We start from the raw sequence: 20,166 nt of genomic DNA, 5'->3' as shown, positions 1-20,166 counted from the left end.
CTCAGCCGGCCAGAAGTCGCGGTGTCCCTGCCTCATACTCGACGAGGTCGCCGGTCTCGCCTCGGCGATACGCGCGACCGCCGATGACGAGCATGTAGATCAGGAACGCGGCGAGCGCGGCCACGCCGATGCCGATCTTGATCGGCCAGGGCAGAGCCCACCCGGTCACGAAACCCTCGATCAGGCCCGAGACGAACAGCGCGAAGACGAGCCCGATCGCCACCGTCGCGAGCGAGCGTCCCTCGGCGGCGAGAGACTCCCCTCTCGAACGATGCCCCGGAGCGACCCACGACCAGAAGAGGTGGAGTCCGCCGGCCGCGGCGACGAAGATCGACGTCATCTCGAGAAGGCCGTGCGGGAGGATGTAGAGGATCATCACATCGACCTGATCGTGGGCGGCCATGACCGCGCCGGATACCCCGAGACCCATCGCATTCTGTACGAGCACGTTGATCGGCCAGAGGCCGGTGATGCCGAAGAGAACGCACTGCAGGGCGATCCAGGCGTTGTTCCACCAGACCATGCCCATGAAGACCGCCGCGGGGTTCTCGGTGTAATAGCCGGTGAAGCTCTCGTCCGCGTACTGCTCGAGCAGGTCGGGCGGGCCGAGGGTGGCCAGAAGCGCCGGGTCTGACGAGATCCATGCGGCGGTGCCGACCACGACCGCGATGAACGACACCGCGACCACGAGCGTCGTCCAGCGCAGTCGATAGAGGGCAGCCGGCAGCTGCAGGGAGAAGAAGCGGCCGGTCTGGGTGAGGATGTTGTCGGATGCGCCCGTGAGTCGCAGCCGTGCGCGCACGAGGATCGTCGAGAGATACGCGCCCTGAGGCGATGCGCCCACCGAGGTCTTCAGCTCCGCGAGGTCAGCGGATGCCGCACGGTATCGGACGATCAGCTCGTCGACGCCCGCCCCGTCGAGGCGGGCGCGGCTCAACTGGTCGAGTCGCTCCCACTCGGCGCGGCGTGCATCTGTCAACGCATCGGCATCCACCTGATTTACTGTACCCATGTCCGTCCCGCTCGATGCATCCGATGAGGTTCTCTCCGGCGAAGCCGTCGCGATCGACGTGCAGCCGATCGGATTCGTCCTGCGAGCCGCGGGAGCGATCATCGATCTCCTGGTCGGCAGCGCTGTCTTCGTGCTCACCCTGTTCCTGCGAATCTGGCTGCTCGACATCGGAGTTCTCGACCAGGCGACCGACACGATCGCCTTCATCGCTTCGATCGTGATCAGCTTCGTGGTGCTGCCGATCACGATGGAGGTCGCTCTCAAGGGCCGCAGCCTCGGAAAGCTCGCGGTGGGTGGTCGCATCGTACGCCTCGACGGGGGCGCGACCGGATTCCGGCACGCCTTCATCCGGGCGCTTCTGGGCGTTCTCGAGATCTACATGACGCTGGGCAGCGTCGCGGTGCTCGCCGGGGCGTTCAGCGCCCGATCCCAGCGCCTCGGAGACATGGTCGCGGGCACCTACAGCCAGCGCGTGCGCACGCCGAAGCTGATCCCCAGCATCCCGGTGCTGCCGCCGATGCTCGCCGGCTGGGCCCAGATCGCCGATGTGGCCCGCCTGCCCGACCGCCTCGCCCGTCGCATCTCCCAGTTCTTGCAGAGCGCTCCGCGAATGGTGCCGTCTGCACGAGCGAGGGTGGCGCAGGATCTGCTCTCCGAGGCCTCGCCGTTCGTCTCACCCCTGCCCCAGGCCGCGCCCGAGGTGGCGCTCATCGGCATCACCGTGCTCCGTCGCGAGCGGGAGCGCAGAGCGCTGCAGAACGCCGATCGCCGAGCGGAGAAGCTCACCGGGCGTCGCGTCGGCGTCTGAGCGCTCGTCCGGTCGAGAGGCCGCCGGGCGCACGTCAGAATCGGATCGCGTCGATCACCTTCACCCGCAGTGCGACCAGGGCCGGGATGAAGCCGGCGACGGCACCGACCAGGATCGACGCCGCGAGACCGACGAAGGCCGCTCGCATCGGGAACGGCGGGATGTCCTGGATGCCGTAGAAGAGCGACGTCACCACCCAATCGGAGCGCAGCACCGCGACCACGATCGCGATGCCGACGAGCCCGGCCACCGTGGTCGCCACAAGGCTCTCGAGGAACACCGAGAAGAAGACCCTGCCCGACGTCGCCCCGAACGCGCGACGCACGCCGATCTCACGCACCCGCTGCCGCATGGCGACCAGCTGGATGTTGATCAGGCTCAGCGCTCCGAGCGCGAGGATGACCGCCGCGATGCCCCCGGTGACCATCTCGAACGTCGCCTGCGCATCCAGCGCGCCGGGTTGGGCCGCCCAGTCCGAGCGGCTGACCGACACGGTCTGCCCTTCCGGAAGTCCTGCCCGCAGATCCATCGCGAGCACGGGTGCGATCTCGTCGACCTGACCCTGGCCCAGCCAGATCTCGTACTGCGGCCATGCTCCCTCCGGCAGGGCATCCACGCGAGCACGATACGCGTCGTAGAGGATGTCGACGCGCAGCTCCTCGTCGCCGAACCCCTGGCGAGGCACGACGCCCACGACCTGGTACGTGCCGCCTGCGGGCCCTGCGAGCGTCAGCGTCGGGTGCTGAACGACGGGTGTCCGCCCGATGCGGTCCCACAGCGCCTCCGTGATCACGACGGGCGGCGCGAGCGCGTCGGAGTCAGCATCGCGCATCCAGCGCCCCTCGAGCAGCTGCTCGCGGTGGATCTGCGAGTAGAGAGGGTCGATCAATCGCGAGTTCACGTCGACGATGCCGTCAGGGAGCTGCACGGGGACGACCATGCCCTGCGCGATCCGCGCGGTGTGGCTGAACTCGAATCGCTCAGCGACGCCGGTGAACCGCTCGTCGAAGGCGTCGAAGTCGACGGGTGCGCCGTCGTCGCTGCTGATCGTGACGACCAGCGTCGCTGCCCGACCACCCCAGCGGTCCGACTGCTCGGCCTGGAACTGGCGCTGATACTCGGAGATGGCCACGACCCCGGTGAGTGCCGCCACCGAGACCGCGATGCCGATCAGACTGAGCAGCACCCGCAGTTTATGAACACGGATCTCCGACCAGGCGTCCGAGAGGGCGCCGAGGATGCCGGTCACGACACTGCTCCGCGACGCGAGGAAGGCATAGCCGGCATGGCTGGCACAGTGGCGGGCGCGGATGCCCCCGAGTCCGCCGATGCGGCGGAGGGGACGGAGGCGGCGAGCGTGGAGGCCTCGAAGGCGCGGCTGAGATCCGCGGTCTCGAGCACTCCGGCGTCGAGCCGGTAGTGCCGCCTGGCTCGGGCGGCCACATGGAGGTCGTGCGTGATCGTGACGAGTGCGGCGTCGGTCTCGGTCGCCACCTGGTCGAGCAACGACATGACGGACGCACCCGTGTCGATGTCGAGAGCTCCGGTCGGCTCGTCCGCGAGGATCAGCACGGGGCGGCGCACGAGGGCCCGGGCTATCGCGACCCGCTGCTGCTCGCCTCCGGAGAGGCGGTCGGCGACCTGCTCGATGCGGTGGCCGAGGCCGACCCGCTCGAGCATGTCGGCGGCGATCTGTTTCCTGTTCCAGAACATCCGCCCCCGTGCGTGCCCGAGCGGCATCATCACGTTGTCGAGCGCCGTGCGCCCAGGCAGCAGATTGAACTGCTGGAAGACGAAGCCGACGTTGTCCCCGCGCAGCCTGTCCAGCCGCCCTGAGCGCATGCGCCGCACTTCGCGGTCTTCGAACGACACGGACCCGGTGGTCGGAGCGTCGAGCATCCCGAGGATGTTGAGCAGCGTCGATTTGCCCGAGCCCGACCTGCCGACGATCGACACGTGGTCACCGGCACTCACCTCCAACGAGATGCCCCGAAGGATCGCCAGTTCCGAGTCATCGGCGAGCCGGACGCTCTTGGTCACATCGCTGAGTGCGACGAGCGTCACCAGCTGACCCCGCTGTCGCACTGCTCCACGCCGGGCTCGATCTCGTAGCAGAACTCCTCCACCGGTGCGACGAATCCGGGAACGAACTGTCTGATCGACTCGCCCTCTTCGAGACCGGAGACGACCTCGACCATGGTTCCGTCGTTCACGCCGAGCTCGACAGGCCGCTCCTCGGGTTCGGCGCCGTCGCCGGCGTCGACCCACACGTTGCCGGTGCCGGCCCCGCCCTGCACGGCCGTGACCGGCACCACCAGGGCGTCGTCGACCTGTCCGAGCGCGAGATCCATCGTCGCAGGCAGGCCCGCGAAGACGACCTGGTCGCCCGGGACCGCGCATCTGACGCTCGCGGTGCCCTCGGCGCTCACCTGCACGCGGACTCCCGTGCAGGCGAACGGCGCTGGTCCGCCGGTGATGGTCACCGATGCCTCGGACGGCGCGTTCACCAGGCGATACAGCTGCACCGGTTCCACCGTCGCGAGCAGGTGGTAGCGCGCCGGCGTGAGCGTGAAGATCTCCGTGCCCGCGGACGTCGCCTGTCCCTTGACCAGAGCGATCTCCGAGACGTCGCCCGCCTCGGAAGCGACGACATCCACATCCTTCTTCGGCTCGTCCTGCCTGATCGTGAAGAGCTTCTGGCCTGCCGCGACCGTCGCCCCTTCCGGCACGTGCACCGCGATGACCGTCCCGGTGACCTCTGCGCGCACCGGGAAGGCCTCGTCGCGGGCGACGTTGCCGCTCAGGGTGAGGGCATTCACGACGGAGCCTCGCTCGACCGGGATGACCGGGTCTCCGATCGACGCCTCAGGACTGACCATCGCCTCGCTGCTGTCCGGGAAGAACGCGATCTTCACGAGAGCCGCGGCGCATGCTCCGAAGACGAGCACGAGAAGAAGAGGGAAGATCCAGCGTCGCCAGACGATCACAGCTGCCTTTCCGGCGGCGCCGCCCTGGCGCATCCGCGGTCAGCGTAGCCGGGCGCTCCGAGGACTCACCGCCGCGGGGCGGCGTGTCTCATCCACCGAAGTGAAGAACTCAGGCGCGAAGCGCCTCATGACGGATCACGAGCCACCCCGCGGGCACTGACAGCCGATCCGCGTGCTGCGCGCACAGATCGTGAGCGTTCGGATGCCGCGCTATCCCCAGTGGCCCGAGCGCCGCCATCTGATCGCCGTAGTCGTACGTGAGCGTCGCCACGGCTTCACGCGCGCAGCCGACCTTCGAGCAGAGTCTTCCGTCCATTCACGCCAGGCTACGTCCAGGTTCTCCGGTCGAGCGGATGCCGCGCCGCCCCGGCCGACAGACTCGGCCTAGACTTTCGCTATGCCCCGTCGTCCCCGAACCTCCGAAGCACCCCGACGTGGGGCGAGGCACGGACGGCATGGGCGACTCGGACGCAGTGAGGTCGTGCGTCCGCCGCTGGCCCCTCTCGACGGTCGCATCGACCGATTCGATCTGACCGTCGGCACGGCGGTGGAGTTCCTTCGCGGCACCTGGCCGGAGCTGCAGGAGGTCAGGTTCGAGATCGGCGCCATGCCGGCATTCGAGGCGACGGATGAAGTGCCGCGCTGGCACCTCGATCACGAGAAGGCTCGGATCGTGCTCTTCCGTCTTCCGATCGAGCGCCTGCTGCCGCCAGGGCACGACGACGGCGCTCACCGGCGGATGGCTATCGAGAGCGCCGTGTTCCGAGCCGCTGCGGAGTACGTCGGCCGTGAACCCTGGGACATGGGCGGTCACGACCACTGAGGTCGCGGATCGACCCTCACCGCCCAGATCGTCACGGGTAGACGGTGATGCTCTGCTGCGCCCCCGCCGCGGGCCAGATGGGCCACACCGCGAGCTCACCGGCCGCGGCCATCGTGACCGAGGCGTGCACGGGTGTCGGTGTCGAGATCGAGTAGACGGTGCGCGGCTTCACATCGACCGACACGGAGGAGCCCGCGGGCACGGTGACCGCGGTCGGCTCTCCCCCCGGTGCGGGTGCGACCTGCACCACTGCATCGGCTTCCTCACGATTGACGAGCACGAGGCGGGGATTCGGTCCGGAAGGAACAGCCATGTAGACGTCGTCTTCGAGCTCCGGGGCCGGTGTGACCCAGGCGAAGTCGTCCTGCGGGCCCGCGCCGTCCTGCTGTCTCACGCCGGCGAGCACAGGGTTGTCGGACTCGATGCTCATCGTGTAACTGCCGGGCGAGAGCGCCGACAGCGAGAGCTCCGTCGGCAGATCAGCGGTGAGCGGCACCGTGAACTCGTCGACGACCGTCGACGATCCGACCTTGCTGACCCTCACCACGGCCTCGGAATCGACCTCGGGCGACATCAGACGCAGAACAGCCATGTCGGCGTTGTCGCCCTGGTTCTCGAAAACCTCGATGCCCGGAAGCACCGGCTGACGCTGCGCGGCGGGAACCGCATCCTGCAGATCGATTCCCGCTGGGTCCAGCGTTCGGGTGAGCGAAGACTGCAGTACGGCACGCACCGGCGCGCCAGTCGCTGTCACCTTGACGATCGGGAAGTCGGAGCCGGCGGCGATCGATGTCAGCGGGAGCGCGACCTGCGACTCCGCGGGGACGATCACGGTGCTCGATGCCCGCACCGACCCGTAGACGCCGAGCGACACAGTCGAGGGCACGACGCCCGGATTCGTGAGGACGATGAGATCTTCGGTTCCTGTGGCGACCGTTCCCCCCACGAGCCACGACTCGATGCTCGGAGGGCGGCAGGGAGCCGCGGCGAGGCCGGACAGATCCGCCTCTGCCAGACTCGCGGACTCGGTCGCGCCGAGCAGGGGGGCTTGGCGTCCGTCGACGATGCCGACGAGGCGGAGGGCGGCTCCGCCGTCGGCGAGGTCCTTCGCGGGCAGGGGGCTCGACTCCGGTCTGCCCGACGAGCCCTCGACCGTCAGTGCGGGTGTTGCCGCCGACACCATCTCGAGTGGATTCGACGGATCGCGTCCGACGGCGCGGAGATCGCCGTTGCACACGAGCACGGTGTCACCCGGAAGAGGCGTCACCTGTGCCTGAGCGGGCTCGTGCACGACTGTCGGCCACGTCGCCGTGACGCCGAACGCGACGCCGACGACACACGCCCCTGCCACGACCGCGCCAGTCAGGACTCGAGCGCCGGTGGCCGCCACCCGGAATGCACGGTTGCCGGTCATCGTCGCTCCCTCTCGTCCTGTTCGGAGTCCGGGCCGACATGACCCTTCGTGCCCGCGTCGTGGTCGACGGCGTCGCCGGGATCGGTCTCCGCGTCCTGATGCGGACTGCTCGGGGAACCGGACTCCGAGGACGCATCGGGTTCTGGTGTCCCGGAGGATCCATCGTCCGTCGTCCCGGCGACCGCAGAGACCCCGTCATGCTCGCGCGACGTGCCGGGATCTTCAGGATCATCGGAGTCTTCGCGGTCCTCGGGGTGTCGCGGCAGAACGAGCGGCTCTTCCGGTGCACGTCCCACGATTCGCGACCTGGCACGCGCCGCCCGTCGAGACGCACGCGTCGGCACCGACAGCAGCAGGGCGGCGAGAAGGAGCACGAGCTGGATGGTGATCACGAGCCGGGCCGTCGCCTGCTCAGCTGACGAGAGCGGGGCACGCGGCGAGGCATCGGCCTCGAGCCGGTAGAGCACACCGCGGTCGGTGGAACCGGCCTGAACGAATCCCGCCCGCTGGTCGAGCGATGTCACGGCCGCCGTGCGCAGGGAGCGGGCACGATCGGACTCTTCTCCGGATACCTGAGCGACGAGGACGTAGGAGATCCCGGTCATCCCCAGTTCGTCTGCGGCATCGAAATCGCGCGCCGAGAGCAGGTCGACCGCCAGCGTCGTGAGGTCGGCACCGCGCAGCTCCGTCGCTGTCGACAGGATCGTCGTCTGGGCGCTCAGCGTCTCACTTCCGCCCCACGCGACCTCGGTCGCGAGCCCTCCGTCGTTCTGGGGGGTGAGCACGAGTGTGCCGATCTGACGGTCAGCGCCCGCCTGTGCGGCGACGTACGCCGGCAGCGTCGACGCAGGGCCATCGGTCAGTTCGGAGGAGTCGGAGTGGAATGCGGCGAGCGCCGGAACCGCGCACACCGCGATCGACAGTCCGGCGACCGCCGCGCTCAGGACTCGCACCCGTGGCATCGACAACGCGGTGTCGAGGGTCACGAGGGCGGCTCCCGTGACGCCGACCCAGGCGAGACTGAGACCGGAGCCCGGCCAGATCGCGACAGGCTCCCCCTGGGCGAAGGACACTGCGACGCCGACGGCGAGGAATGCGGTGGCGAGGCCGGACAGTGCGACGACCAGAAGGGTGATCCCCGCCCGCCAGCGAGGAGCGACCGACGATGCGAGAGCGAGAAGTGCCAGAGGGGCCAGCAGCACCGCGACCCACGGCGCGAGTTCGACGCCGAGCCAGGAGGCCCATCCTGCCATGTCTCCGGTGGGGAACCCCGTGGCCAGGGCGAGCCTTCCTGCCGCATCGGCCGTCGCCTGCGGACCGTTCCAGACCGAACCGGGATCGGCGAGCACCGCGAGGATGTCACCGTGGCGAAGCTGCCAGAGCACGAGCGGAGCGAAGAGCGCGACGGCAGGAACAGGCACCCACAGCAGGCGGACGGCCCCGCGGATCCGCGCCCCGGCCAGAGTGATGCCGAGCGCCACGACCCACAGCAGCAGGAGCGCCGGGGCCAGCGACGGCGCGCACGCCGCCACCGCGGCGAAGAGGAGGGATGCGGCTCCCGCCGCGCCCCATGAACGGTGAGCCACGGCTGCTGCGTGGAAGAGCCACGGCAGCAGAAGGTGCACCAGCACTCCTGCTGGGCGACCGTCGACCAGCGCAGTGAGGAAGGTCGGCGCGAGCGCCCACACGATTCCGGCGAAGATGCGCAGGCCCGCTCGATCCGTCACACGCGTTGCGGCGAACCAGCCGCCGAGCACGGCAAGCGGCAGCGCCAGCACCCAGAGCAGCACGAGGGAGAACGACGGAGCACCCGGCCAGAGCGAGCCGAGCACGGCGAGCACACCGGCGAACGGATCGGCCGGACCCACCACATCGACTCCGAGACCTCGCAGCCCCCAGGCGGCGTCGTTCCAGAGCGCTCCGACCGTTTCGCGCAGCGGAAGCAGGGCCCCGCCACCGAGCACCGGCCACGCGAGGATCGTGGTGAAGGTCGCGAGGCTGACCACGAGCGCGGCGAGCACCGCCCAGGCGCCGCCGCCCGAGAAGAATCGAAGTTCGCTGGCGGATCCGCCTTCGCTGCCATGGCCGTCGTCCAGCCGTCGACGCAGGTCGGAGCTGCTCACCCGCAGCGGTGCGATGCTCGACCAGCTCGATGTCCGGAACGAACGGATGCGCGCACGAGAGCGAGCGATCGCGCCGAAGCGGAACATCGCCGTGACTGCTGCTGCCCACTCGGGAGCGACCGCCTCCGGCCTCTTGCCGATCAGATCGGTCATCGATCGCCAGAGTGCGAGCGGGAGCAGGCTCAACCAGTGCAGCGGCACGGCGATCGCCGGGGCGTAGGCGAGCCGGCGGTGCAGCTGCGCGAGTCTGGTCGCGAAGGCGCGCCTGCCTCGTGCGGTCGGCAGTGCCGCTGGTCCATCGGGCGAGACCGACACTCTCGCCGACGGCGCGAGCACGACACGTCCGCCGCCGAGTCGGGCGCGGACTCCGAGATCGAGTCCCAGGTCCGCTCCCGCGAGGGCCGGATCCGGCCGAAGCGCGTCACGGACCTCGCCGCGGATCAGCATGCCGCGGATGTCTGCACCCAGCGCGTCGTCGCTGCCGTCGTGCTGTCCCTGATCCAGCTCACCGGCTGCCAGCTCTACGGCACGTCCGAGAGTCGTCATGCTGACACCGAGGGAGACGATCTCGCGCTCGTTGTCCGTGTGCACGAGCTTGGGCGCCACGATCGCCGCAGACGGCGAGCGCTCGAGGGTTCCGACCAGGCGCTCGAGAGCGCGCTCGTGCGGCGCGGTGTCATGCGCGAGCAGCCAGACGGCACTCCCCTCGAGGATGCGAGGTCTGGCCAGCTCGACCGCATCGGCGAAGGACGTACCGCCGCGTGCCTGGATGATGCCTTCGACAGCGCCGGCGATGGCCCCGCTCTCACGAGCCGAGGCCGCATCGCCGCACATCACCAGGGTGATCGCGGCTGGGGGTGTGGTCTGGGAGCGCAACGCATCGAGTGTGCGGAGCAGCTGCGCGCGGGCGGAAGAACCGGGGCGCGCGACGATGATTGCATGAACTCGGGCTGGCATGACCTGGTCAGCCTATGCGCGCGGCAGGACTCCGAGGCATACCTGCTTCGGCGTGGCCGCGAAGCTATGAGAATCGCGAGTCGCCTCGGGTGACGTGTCCCTGGGAGCGGCTCGGAGCGCGCCTCCCGACGGCCGTCGCATACCGGATCAGCTGGCGCGACGCTTGAGCTTGCGGCGCTCGCGCTCCGAGAGGCCGCCCCAGATCCCGAAGCGCTCGTCGTTGTTGAGCGCGTACTCGAGGCATTCGCCGCGGACGTCGCACGATGTGCAGATCCGCTTGGCGTCGCGGGTGGACCCGCCCTTCTCGGGGAAGAAGGCCTCGGGATCGGTCTGCGAGCAGAGCGCATCGCTCTGCCATGCCAGAGCATTGTCGTCGTCGGTCTCGATCTTCCGAACCCCGGGGACACCGAGGTTGATCGGATCGACGAACCAGTTCTCCGGTACGTCTGAACGGTAACCCGTCATCTCGCTCTCCAACCCCTAAATTCCGCCCCCTCGGCGGGCCGTGCTCAACTAATTACACCCGTGTCATTCGCATCGGTCAAGTCGCGGATCGTAAACCCTCAATCCGGTCTTGAAGGTTCTTGACCGCCGCACGGCGTGTCGCACGCCCGCGCCGAGGGTCACCCTTCTGCGGCAGGATCGCCGGGAGCGGCGACGAACACTTCGCCTCGACCGCTGATCGTCAGGCGCTCCTCCTCGGGCGTCGCGAACGCGACCGTGCCGACCGGGACTTCACGCCGCTCGCCGTCTGCGCCGCTCACCACGACGCGACCGACCGTGGCGAGGACCATGGTGGGTCCGTCCACGTCGATCACGACACTCGCATCGTCGAGCTCGATCCGTCTGAGCGAGAAGTCGGCGACGGGCACCGGGTACACGGTGACGGCATCCGCCGCCGCCGGACGCAGCACGGGCACTTCACCCGTCGTCGTGTCGAGGATCGAGAGCAGCTCAGGCACATCGATGCGCTTGGGAGTGAGGCCTCCGCGCAGCACGTTGTCGCTGGCCGCCATGATCTCCACCCCGAGCCCCGAGATGTAGGCGTGCAGCAGACCGGCCCTCAGGAAGACGCCCTCTCCCCTGCGCAGCACCACGTGGTTCATGAGGAGCGCGACGACCACGCCCGGGTCACCCCGGTAGGTCTCCGCGATCGCAGCCACCCCGCGAAGGGTGGCGGCCCACTCGCCCGACGCGGAGCCTGCCGCCGTGTGCACCGCGTCCACGACGTCATCCACCACCGCCTGCGCCTCACCCGACAGCAGCCAGCCGATCGTGTCGCGCAGCACGTCACCCTGGCCGTCGAGACGAGAGGCGAGCTCCGCGACCCCCGTGCTCTCTCCGAGCACGTCGAGCAGGCGCAGCGTATCTTCTACGGACCGCAGCCCGCTCAGCGACTCGAAGCGATCGCTCAAGGCGACGATCAGCTCCGGCTTGTGATTGTCGTCGCGATAGTTGCGGTTCGGGTCCGTGGCAGCGAGCGCCGACTCCCGCGCCCACCCCGCTCTCGCCTGCTCGATGGTGGGGTGCACCTGGATCGACAGCGGCGATGCGGCCGCGAGCAGTTTCAGCAGGTAGGGCAGGGATCCGCCGGTGACGTCGTCGAGCGTCCCGTCGCCCTGCACATCCGCAGGGTCTCCAGGGTGGTCGCCGAACCACACCTCGGCCTCGGGACCGCCCGTGGGGGTGCGGCCCTCCAGGTCGGCGAGAAGCGTAGGCGACCCCCAGGCGTAGTCGCGGGGCACGTTCGAGAGGCTGAGAAGCATGTCACCAGGGTATTGGCATGCGAACTCGCCGTGCCACGACGTACTGCATCAGGTTCGTGGCGATGTCCGCGCTGTAGCCTGAACGCGATGGCGCAATATACGAAGCACCCGGTCGCCGCCCCGCCCACCGCTCCAGAGCGCGAGTCGACGGGGCATCTTCTGCTGCGCGGATACATCGGGCTCGTCCTCTTCGCGACCTTTGCTCACTCGGCGGTCTACAACCTCGTCGGCGAGATCGGCGCCTTCGTCACCCTCATCGTCTTCTTGATCTCCACGCTCGCCATCGGCGTTCCGATGGTCGCCCGCCGCCGTCCTGCCGCGTTCGCCTGGCGGCGTCTGCCATGGGCGGCCATCGCCTACACCGCCTTGGCTCTGCTCTCGGTCGCGTGGTCGCAGTGGCGGGGGGCGACGATCATCACCTGGTTCCTGCTCGCGACCGTCACAGTGAACGCCCTGTTCATCGTGTACGTGCTGTCGTGGCAGGAGATCGTGCGAGCACTGGCCTCCGCCTTCAAGTGGATCCTCGGGTTGTCCCTCGCGCTCGAATTGTGGGTCGCGCTCGTCGTGCGCGCTCCGATCCTGCCGAACTTCTTCGTCCGGCCCGACGGCGAGACGAATGCGCATTGGTACTGGGTCAGGGGCAACCTGCTCGACGGCGGCCGCATCCAGGGGATCGTGGGCAATTCCAACGTGCTCGCCATCGTCTGCCTGTTCGCGATCCTCACGTTCGGTGTGCTGTTCGCCGCCCGTGCGCGGTGGCGCACGACTCTGGCCCTCTGGACTCTGCTGGCCGGGTACTTCTTCCTCCGAGCCGGATCCGCCACAGCGTACGCATGCGCGGCGGCCGCGGTCCTGGTGCTCGTCGTCGCACTGCTGATGCGCCGCACGAAGACGCCGGGCGCGCGAACGAGGCTCTACGTGGTGTCCATCGGCGGCGTCGCGATCGCAGGAGCCGCAGCCTGGCTGCTTCGTGAACCGCTCTTCGCCCTCCTCGGGCGCAGTGCAGACCTCACCGGTCGCTCCGACACGATCTGGGACAAGGTCCTCGCGCGGGCCGCCGAGCACCCGATCTTCGGCAACGGCTTCTCCAGCCCCTGGGTGCCTTTCGACCCCGCTTTCGCCGGGTGGATCGAGGATCATGGCATCACCGTCTTCCACGCGCACAACATGTGGCTCGACGTGCTGATGCAGCTCGGTGTCGTCGGTGTCGTCCTTGTTGCGCTCGCCTATCTCAGCCTGCTCTGGCGTTCGTGGTTCTTCGCGGTCGACAGACCTCGATGGGACCTGAAGTCCGACCGCACCTTCTCGGCGATCACACTGCTTCCGAGTCTCTTCACCGTCGTGCTGCTCGTGCAGGGCCTCACTGAGTCGACGCCCATCATGCTCTGGGGCTGGATGCTGCTGGTGATGCTGACGTTCAAGATCAAGGTGGTGCCCCTGGTCGGCGTGGGCGAACGGGAGCGCGTGATCGAGCGCGGCGAGCGAAGCCGGCGGGTTCCGTGACGACGCGACGTCGTCTGAGCGATCTGCTCGGCTCGGCCGAATTCGCTCGCGCGTACACGGTGGTGGCCCTCACCGCGGTCTTCTCGTCGTTCACGATCGAACACGCGGCCTCCCACGTCACCCTCGCCACGATCATCGCCGTCCTCTGCGTGCTCGGCGCCTGGGTCCTGTGGGTGCGTCGAGAAGAGCTCTCGCTGCTGCGCATCGCTCCGTCATCGCTCCTGGCCTTCCTCGCCTGGGCGCTCGTCAGCATCGTGTGGACGACCGACAAGTCGTCCACCGCTTTCGGGTGGATGGAGCTCTTCGGATTCGCGTTCCTGGCGGTCACGGTCGGCCACATCCGTGACACGCTCCAGACGGTCCGCGCCCTCGGCGATTCGCTGAGGTTCCTCCTGCTCGTGTCGCTCGGCCTGGAGATCCTGTCCGGCGTGCTGCTCGACACCCCCTTCACCTTCCTCGGAATCCAGGGCGACCTGGCCGTCGGCGGCCCGGTGCAGGGAATCTTCGGCAGCAGGAACATGCTCGGATTCGTCACGGTGATCGCACTGATCACATTCGTGGTCGAGTGGCGCTCCCAGTCGCTGACGGCTCGCATCGCGGTCCCGTCGATCGCTCTCGCGTCGCTGCTGGCGTTCTTCTCGTCCTCCCCCACCGTGCTGGTGCTCGCGGCCGCGGTCGGCGTCGTCGCCGTCGCTCTCGCGATCGTCCGTCATGCGCCTGCGGAGAGACGGACCATCGTGCAATGGGTGCTCGGCGTTCTCGTCGCCCTCGCCCTCGCTGCGGCCTTCGCTCTGCGCCACGTGATCATCGCACTGCTCGACGCGGGGTCCGACTTCTCGATCAGGGCGACCCTGTGGAACACGATCCTCGATTTCGTCGCTCTCAAGCCGGTGGAGGGATGGGGGTGGTTCGGGTCCTGGGCCCGCGGCGAGTTCCCCTTCACCTACATCAACTTCCTGCTCGACGACCACCATCAGAGCGCGCTGAACGCCTACTTCGACGTCCTGCTGCAGCTGGGCACGGCAGGACTCGTGCTCTTCCTGCTGTTCGGAGGCATCGCCACCGTCCGATCGTGGCTCGTCGCGAGCGTACGACGTTCGGTGGTCTACGCCTGGACGCCTCTCATGCTCGTCACTCTCGCAGTGGAGTCGATGTTCGAGAGCTTCACCCTGGTCGGTGCCGGGTGGTTCATGCTGGTCCTGTGCGCTCTGCGGGCCGGCCAGACGAGGTCGTGGCGCGAGAGCATAGATGCCGCGCACACCGGCGCGATCCCGACCCTGCGCCCCGAACGCTGACCACTCGCCGCGCCCTCGGCGGATTCCGAACTGCTCCAGGTAGGGTGGAGCTGCTCGCGGCGCCCTGCGGGCCCCCAGCCACCGGAGATTGCACCTCGTGACTCACGCCCCCTTCGACCCGGCGTCCGCGACGATCGTCATCGTCACGTACAACCGGTCTCACCTCCTGACCGGTCTCCTCGAGAGCATCAGCGCGATGGACCCGAAGCCGGGCCATGTCGTGATCATCGACAATGCCTCGTCCGACGACACCACCGACGTCGTGGAGTCGTTCCGGCCGAAGCTCGGCACGGAGGTCGTGTACCGCCGACTCGAGACGAACACCGGCGGCTCGGGAGGCTTCAGCGAGGGCATGCGCACCGCGTACGAACTCGGCTCCGAGTGGATCTGGATGATGGACGACGACGTCGAGGTCGTCACCGACGGCCTGGCCAAGATGGGCAAGTGGGCTCCGCGCTTCAAGAGCATCCAGGGCCGCCGCTACGACTACGACGGCAGTGAGTTCTACTGGCAGTACCGGATCGCCGAGCGAATGGGCATCCCGATCCCGTTCGCTCCGTCCGGCTTCGACGCCTCCGGTTTCAAGGAGATGAACAGCGGATGCTTCGAGGGGATGTTCATCCATCGGTCCATCGTCAGGCAGATCGGTCTGCCCGACCACCGCTTCTTCATCTACTGGGATGACCAGATGTACGGGTGGCTCGCCTCGCGCAAGACCACCGCGGTGATCGTCGACGAGTTCGTCCTGCGACGCACCCGCGAGATCAAGCAATGGGACATGGGCATCCGTCACATGAACGCCTCGAGCAACGCCTACCGCTTCTACATCATGCGCAACCGGGCGTACATCAAGAACTACTATCGCGTGCACGGCAACTACAACCCTGTGCTGTTCGGACTCGGGACGTCGATGACGTTCGCGAAGGAGCTCATCAGGCTGCTGTTCGTCGAGCGCACGGTGCGAGGAACGAGCAATCTGTTCCGGGGACTCAAGGAGGGCGGCAAGCTCGGCCGCGATCGCTCCTGGACGCCCATGCCCGCTCTGGAGGATTGACAGCATGACCGACGAACCGCAGCCGGACCTCCGCTGGGCCCCTCTGGAGCCGAAGCCGCGCAATCGTGGTCGAGTCTGGCTCATCGTCGGACTCGTCGTCGCCGCGCTCGTCATCGTGGGCGTGCTGCTGTTCTTCCTTCTGCCGCGCGGAGAGTCTCCGACTCCCGGCGCCAGCGGGTCACCGTCCCCTTCCGCGTCACCGTCGGCGTCCCCGTCGATGTCGCCTTCGGCCTCGCCGACGCCGATCCAGACCGAGGTTCCGCAGCCGACCGCCGCGCCTGAACCGACGACGCCGATCACGACCCCGCCGCCCGCCGCAGACCCCTCGGTCGATGCGTTCCGTGGACAGGTGCGCGGGTGGCTCGACGACGCTCTGACCGGGCTTCAGATCGTGAGCGAGACCAGCGGCCAGGATGCGACGGCCGTGATCGCGAATCTTCAGGCCGACGCCCAGCGGCTCGGAGAGGCTGCTCCCCCCAGCTCCATCGAATCCGCCTGGGGTGCCGCCGTGAATGACTACAACCAGACGCTCAGCGCTCTGCGGTCGGACGCGGCAGCGGGCACGCCGACGGATGTCGACAGCGCACGATCCGCGGCGAATGCGCTCCGGGACATCGTCGGACTCTGACCGCGAGGCCGGGTCGGGCTTCGTGCGGGCTCAGTCGACGCCGGACTCGAGGCGGCGTAGGCGCTCCTCGTAGTGGGCGGCGAGTTCGAGTCGGATTCGCGCGCGCTCGTGTTCGGCCTGAGCACGGCTGAGGGCGCCGTCGGGATCCAGGTCTCCCGCATCGAGCCGTGTTCGAAGCCACTCGAAGCGCTGCTCGAGCGCCGCGACCTGCGGGGCGATGCGATCGAACTCGGATCTGATGTACGAGAAGTCGGCCTGGGTGCCGGCGAGGCGCGCCTCGTAGTCGCGCTGCGCGTTCTCGAACTGCTCGAGGGCGCGCCCGATTCTGGCGTCCACTCTCGCGTCCACACGGCGTTCGACGACGGCGTCCAGTCTGCGACGGAGTCGGTTCAGCATGCAGTCCTCAATCATTCGGGTGATTGTCGATGGTCGGTGAAGTTCAGCGGTGATAGCTGACGCGGCCGGATTCGATCCAGCCCCGCACGAGCTCCGATTCCAGGTCTATCCGGTGCTCTGCCCCCACAGCCGAGGGATCGCCGTAAGCGTGGTTCCAGGACGTCTGATCCGGGGAGTCGACGAATGAGAATCCGGCGGCATCGACCCGAGCTTCAGGGAACAGGCGCGTCGCGATCCACAGCATCACGGTTCCCGTCGTCGCCCACTGGCCGCCGCTGCGCGGATCAGCGCCCATCGCCTCACCGAGGGGCAGCACCACCTCGCGGTTCGGCATCGTCACGATCCCGAGATCAGCAGGCCAGAAAGCGGGAAGCTTCGGATTCTCCCAGAGCAGGCGCCCCGGTTCGATCATGAGATAGAGGCGCTCTGAATACCCGTCGAAGAACCAGGGGGTCGGCCGCACACCGCGGTTGAACACCACGACGTCGGCACGGCGCCCGACCGACGGTGCTCCGTCGACGTCATCCACGCGGAAGCCGTTGACTCGGAACACGACGTCCGCCGTATCGATCATCTCGGCCCTGTGGTCGGACGGCTCGAGCGGCTGATTGCCGACGACGGCGATCCGGCGCACCGGGGCCGTCCTGGCGTACGCGCTGACGAGAGGACGGAGGCGGTCGTAGAACCCCGCCTCACCGGCCATCGCCGTGTCATCACCGACAAGCTCCGTCACACGCCCCATGAGACCTCAGCTTAGGGCACGCCGACAGCGACTCCAGCGGCACGGCGGCGAGTCAGCCACAGGACGCGTCTAGAGTTGTCGGCGTGACTTCTTCGCAGACCATCCAGCTCTCCACCGCGAGCATCGGCGCCGGTTCGCCGGTGTTCACCATCGCTGAGATGTCCGGAAACCACAATGGCGACCTCGATCGCGCGCTGGCCATCGTCGACGCCGTCGCCGCCACGGGTGCCGATGCCCTCAAGATCCAGACGTACACGGCCGACACCCTCACGATCGATTCGGACAAGCCCGCCTTCCAGGTCGCGAGCGACCACGGCCTGTGGGGCGGCCGCAACCTGTACTCCCTGTATCAGGAGGCGCACACGCCGTGGGAGTGGCACGCGCCGATCTTCGAGCGCGCACGGAGCCACGGACTCATCCCGTTCTCCACCCCGTTCGACCCGAGCTCGGTCTCGTTCCTCGAGGAACTGGGCGTGGAGATGTACAAGACGGCGTCCGCCGAGATCATCGACCTGCCGTTGCTCCGCGAGGTGGCCCGCACCGGCAAGCCGATGATCGTGTCCACCGGCATGGCGACGCTCTCGGAGATCGACGCGGCCGTCACCGCGATCCGCGGCGCCGGCGGCACGGATCTGGTGCTCCTGGCGTGCACCGCCGCCTACCCCGCGGTTCCCGAAGAGGCGCGGTTGGGCAACATCGAGGCGCTGCGGAACGCATTCGATGTCCCGGTGGGGCTCTCGGACCACACGCTCGGCATCGGAGTCGCAGTCGCGTCTGCAGCCCTCGGTGCGGTCGTGATCGAGAAGCACGTCACGCTCGACCGCACGGATGGCGGCGTCGACGCGGACTTCTCTCTCACGCCCGACGAGTTCCACGCCCTCGTCATCGCCTCCGAGCAGGCGCGTGTCGCGTCGGCGAGCGGCGTATCGTTCGGACCGACAGCCCAGGAAGAGGCGGTTCTCGCCCTCCGCCGGTCTCTGTTCGTCGTCGCCGACGTGCGTGCCGGCGACAGCGTGGGTCCTGAGAACGTGCGCTCGATCCGCCCGGCCGGAGGACTCCGCCCCGATGACTTCGCCCTCGTGAGCGGACGCACGTTCACGAGAGACGTCGAACGCGGCACGCCGCTGACCTGGGACGTGCTCTAGGTCACGCCGCTACGACAGCCGCCATCTCGCCACGGTGAGGAAGCCGTCTTCATCCGCAGGCAGATGCGGAAGATAGCCGGCGCGCTCGAACAGCCGACGAGACGCCGCGTTGTCGCGGTGCACGACAGCGAGCAGCCGGATCGGGGGCAGCTCAGCGAGCGCGCTCTCCGCCGCCTCGACCGCCGATGCAGCGACGCCGCGACCACGCATCTCGGGGGCGACCGTGATCGAGATCTCCCATGCGTCTGCCGACCTCCTGTCCCAGCGGCACGTGGCGACCGGCATCCCGTCTGACTCGATCATGAGAAGCAGACGATCGGGATCCTCGAGGCTTCTCGCGAGCCACTCATCGTGCGATCCTCGGTCGATCTCGCCGCGCGAGCGGGAGTTCAGGCGGACTGTGGGGTCGTTGCGCCACTCGAAGAGCTTCTGGCCATCGTCGATCATCGCCGGACGAGCGCTCAGCGCAGTCCGAGGCCCGACCTGAGGAGGCGTGCTCAGCAGCTGCTCCCAGGAGGTCACGATGCGCCAGCTGCCGAGGCCGTCGACGATGCGTTTCAGGGCGGCAGCCGTCTCGGCGAGCGATTCCGGCGATGCGAGAAGATCGGCGAGCAGGCCGATACGCTCCTCGAGGCTCTGATGGGGCGGCTCTCCCAGCCCGATGGCGAGCCCACGCTCGACGACCTGGCGGTAGCCGACGCGCTGATTGTCCGCCACGCATACCAGTGCCATCGGAAGGCCCATGCACGCGAAGTCCCAGACGGAGGTTCCCGCCGCGGTCACGGCCAGATCGTGGTCTCGGGCGATCGCGGGGAGGTCGTCGACGAAACCCAGGACCTCGACGGCGTGGCGCGAAGATTCGGCCGCTGAGACGACTTCCTCGCGGCGTCGGGGGTCGATCACGGTGATCTGCACCTCGGAGGGCAGACGATCGAAGGCGGCGACGACACGAGCGGTCACACCGTGCGGATCCGTGCCGCCCATCACGACGAGCACCCGAGGCACGGCCGAGGGTGTCGTCCGCACATCGCGCTGCGCCAGCACCTGCGCGCGCACGACCGCGGCGTCGATGCCCGCCAGATGGCTCAGGCTGCGCTCCGGGTCCGCGAAAGTGCGCTCGGATGCCAGGTTGGCATCGATCGCGAGATCGGCATCGCGCACGCCGAACGGACCGTCCTGCATGTTGCTGATCAGCGGTCCGAGGGACGAGAGATCTGGGATCTCCCGGTAGCTGTCCAGATGGATCACGTCGAGGCCACGCGCGAGATCGGCGAAGTCGCCGATGCCCGCCTCGGCCCCCTGCGTCGTGACGAGCGGCAGGTCTGGATCCATCCGGCGCAGGATGGCCGCACCTGCCTCGTCGACATCGCCGAACACCGTCGCCGACCACCCGCGGTCGCGCGCGATGCGAGCCACCGTGAGCGTGCGCATGAGGTGTCCCATGCCCGACTCGACACCGGCGTTGCAGTGCAGGAGGACCCGTCGCCCGCTCATCGCTCGTCCCTCTCCTCCG

General features: G+C 68.4%; 19 protein-coding genes. 7 read left to right on the top strand and 12 right to left on the bottom strand.

What is annotated here, in order from left to right:
- Nucleotide 1 precedes the first annotated feature (1 nt).
- The gene (locus MRBLMI13_RS01285) at nucleotides 2-994 is read right to left on the bottom strand and encodes a stage II sporulation protein M (protein ID WP_367821344.1); all 993 of its coding nucleotides are present in this window, start codon (nucleotides 992-994) and stop codon (nucleotides 2-4) included.
- 16 nt (nucleotides 995-1,010) lie between these two features.
- Between MRBLMI13_RS01285 and MRBLMI13_RS01280 the strand changes: the two genes are divergently transcribed.
- Complete coding sequence (locus MRBLMI13_RS01280; RefSeq protein WP_367820984.1) at nucleotides 1,011-1,820, top strand: RDD family protein; 810 nt, start codon at nucleotides 1,011-1,013, stop codon at nucleotides 1,818-1,820.
- A 34-nt stretch (nucleotides 1,821-1,854) separates the two neighbouring features.
- On the opposite strand, the gene MRBLMI13_RS01275 is transcribed toward MRBLMI13_RS01280, so the two are convergent.
- The 4 genes from MRBLMI13_RS01275 to MRBLMI13_RS01260 form a co-directional block, all read right to left on the bottom strand.
- On the bottom strand, nucleotides 1,855-3,069 hold the full coding sequence (locus MRBLMI13_RS01275) for an ABC transporter permease (protein ID WP_367820986.1): 1,215 nt from the start codon (nucleotides 3,067-3,069) through the stop codon (nucleotides 1,855-1,857).
- Nucleotides 3,066-3,884, bottom strand: a complete 819-nt coding sequence (locus tag MRBLMI13_RS01270) for an ABC transporter ATP-binding protein (RefSeq protein WP_367820988.1) — start codon at nucleotides 3,882-3,884, stop codon at nucleotides 3,066-3,068. The genes MRBLMI13_RS01275 and MRBLMI13_RS01270 overlap by 4 nt, the downstream gene beginning before the upstream one ends.
- The gene (locus MRBLMI13_RS01265) at nucleotides 3,881-4,840 is read right to left on the bottom strand and encodes an efflux RND transporter periplasmic adaptor subunit (RefSeq protein ID WP_231567644.1); all 960 of its coding nucleotides are present in this window, start codon (nucleotides 4,838-4,840) and stop codon (nucleotides 3,881-3,883) included. Before MRBLMI13_RS01265 ends, MRBLMI13_RS01270 begins: the two co-directional genes overlap by 4 nt.
- 76 nt (nucleotides 4,841-4,916) lie before the next feature.
- Nucleotides 4,917-5,123 carry a DUF3499 family protein gene (locus tag MRBLMI13_RS01260; RefSeq protein ID WP_042541935.1) on the bottom strand — a complete coding sequence of 69 codons (207 nt, stop codon included), beginning with the start codon at nucleotides 5,121-5,123 and terminating at the stop codon, nucleotides 4,917-4,919.
- Nucleotides 5,124-5,288: 165 nt separating this feature from the next.
- On the opposite strand from MRBLMI13_RS01260, the gene MRBLMI13_RS01255 reads away from it, so the two are divergent.
- Complete coding sequence (locus tag MRBLMI13_RS01255; protein ID WP_042541936.1) at nucleotides 5,289-5,630, top strand: metallopeptidase family protein; 342 nt, start codon at nucleotides 5,289-5,291, stop codon at nucleotides 5,628-5,630.
- Between the two features lie 31 nt (nucleotides 5,631-5,661).
- Here the strand turns inward: MRBLMI13_RS01255 and MRBLMI13_RS01250 are convergent, their stop codons facing one another.
- The 4 genes from MRBLMI13_RS01250 to manA all read right to left on the bottom strand — a co-directional run bounded on the left by MRBLMI13_RS01250 (nucleotide 5,662) and on the right by manA (nucleotide 11,890).
- Nucleotides 5,662-7,044: a DUF5719 family protein gene (locus MRBLMI13_RS01250; RefSeq protein ID WP_367820991.1), complete on the bottom strand. Its 1,383-nt coding sequence runs from the start codon at nucleotides 7,042-7,044 to the stop codon at nucleotides 5,662-5,664.
- Nucleotides 7,041-10,043 (bottom strand): glycosyltransferase, encoded by a 3,003-nt coding sequence (locus MRBLMI13_RS01245; protein ID WP_414685941.1) that lies wholly within the window; start codon nucleotides 10,041-10,043, stop codon nucleotides 7,041-7,043. The genes MRBLMI13_RS01250 and MRBLMI13_RS01245 overlap by 4 nt, the downstream gene beginning before the upstream one ends.
- A gap of 228 nt (nucleotides 10,044-10,271) precedes the next feature.
- A complete protein-coding gene (locus MRBLMI13_RS01240) occupies nucleotides 10,272-10,589 on the bottom strand; it encodes a WhiB family transcriptional regulator (RefSeq protein WP_079112584.1) in 318 nt (105 codons plus the stop codon).
- Nucleotides 10,590-10,747: 158 nt separating this feature from the next.
- Nucleotides 10,748-11,890: a mannose-6-phosphate isomerase, class I gene (gene manA, locus MRBLMI13_RS01235; protein ID WP_367820995.1), complete on the bottom strand. Its 1,143-nt coding sequence runs from the start codon at nucleotides 11,888-11,890 to the stop codon at nucleotides 10,748-10,750.
- An 87-nt stretch (nucleotides 11,891-11,977) separates the two neighbouring features.
- Here manA and MRBLMI13_RS01230 point away from each other — a divergent pair, with 87 nt between their 5' ends.
- The 4 genes from MRBLMI13_RS01230 (at nucleotide 11,978) to MRBLMI13_RS01215 (ending at nucleotide 16,370) form a co-directional block, all read left to right on the top strand.
- Nucleotides 11,978-13,393 carry an O-antigen ligase family protein gene (locus MRBLMI13_RS01230; protein WP_367820997.1) on the top strand — a complete coding sequence of 472 codons (1,416 nt, stop codon included), beginning with the start codon at nucleotides 11,978-11,980 and terminating at the stop codon, nucleotides 13,391-13,393.
- Nucleotides 13,390-14,688 carry an O-antigen ligase family protein gene (locus MRBLMI13_RS01225; RefSeq protein ID WP_309687361.1) on the top strand — a complete coding sequence of 433 codons (1,299 nt, stop codon included), beginning with the start codon at nucleotides 13,390-13,392 and terminating at the stop codon, nucleotides 14,686-14,688. Before MRBLMI13_RS01230 ends, MRBLMI13_RS01225 begins: the two co-directional genes overlap by 4 nt.
- A 97-nt stretch (nucleotides 14,689-14,785) precedes the next feature.
- Nucleotides 14,786-15,742: a glycosyltransferase family 2 protein gene (locus tag MRBLMI13_RS01220; protein WP_042541941.1), complete on the top strand. Its 957-nt coding sequence runs from the start codon at nucleotides 14,786-14,788 to the stop codon at nucleotides 15,740-15,742.
- A 4-nt stretch (nucleotides 15,743-15,746) separates the two neighbouring features.
- Nucleotides 15,747-16,370, top strand: a complete 624-nt coding sequence (locus MRBLMI13_RS01215) for a hypothetical protein (RefSeq protein ID WP_367821000.1) — start codon at nucleotides 15,747-15,749, stop codon at nucleotides 16,368-16,370.
- Between the two features lie 30 nt (nucleotides 16,371-16,400).
- Here the strand turns inward: MRBLMI13_RS01215 and MRBLMI13_RS01210 are convergent, their stop codons facing one another.
- Together MRBLMI13_RS01210 and MRBLMI13_RS01205 are read right to left on the bottom strand one after the other, a co-directional pair.
- A complete protein-coding gene (locus MRBLMI13_RS01210) occupies nucleotides 16,401-16,766 on the bottom strand; it encodes a hypothetical protein (RefSeq protein ID WP_367821002.1) in 366 nt (121 codons plus the stop codon).
- A 43-nt stretch (nucleotides 16,767-16,809) separates the two neighbouring features.
- Nucleotides 16,810-17,499, bottom strand: a complete 690-nt coding sequence (locus tag MRBLMI13_RS01205; RefSeq protein ID WP_367821004.1) for a hypothetical protein — start codon at nucleotides 17,497-17,499, stop codon at nucleotides 16,810-16,812.
- A 92-nt stretch (nucleotides 17,500-17,591) separates the two neighbouring features.
- Between MRBLMI13_RS01205 and pseI the strand changes: the two genes are divergently transcribed.
- Complete coding sequence (pseI, locus tag MRBLMI13_RS01200) at nucleotides 17,592-18,653, top strand: pseudaminic acid synthase (RefSeq protein WP_367821006.1); 1,062 nt, start codon at nucleotides 17,592-17,594, stop codon at nucleotides 18,651-18,653.
- A gap of 9 nt (nucleotides 18,654-18,662) precedes the next feature.
- Here the strand turns inward: pseI and MRBLMI13_RS01195 are convergent, their stop codons facing one another.
- The gene (locus MRBLMI13_RS01195) at nucleotides 18,663-20,147 is read right to left on the bottom strand and encodes a GNAT family N-acetyltransferase (RefSeq protein WP_367821008.1); all 1,485 of its coding nucleotides are present in this window, start codon (nucleotides 20,145-20,147) and stop codon (nucleotides 18,663-18,665) included.
- Between the last annotated feature and the right edge of the window lie 19 nt (nucleotides 20,148-20,166).

This window comes from Microbacterium sp. LMI13-1-1.1 (genome assembly GCF_040815625.1).
GTDB lineage: Bacteria > Actinomycetota > Actinomycetes > Actinomycetales > Microbacteriaceae > Microbacterium > Microbacterium forte.
The sequence above is the reverse complement of the archived record's forward strand: the minus strand, read 5'-3'. Positions and strand labels throughout refer to the sequence as shown.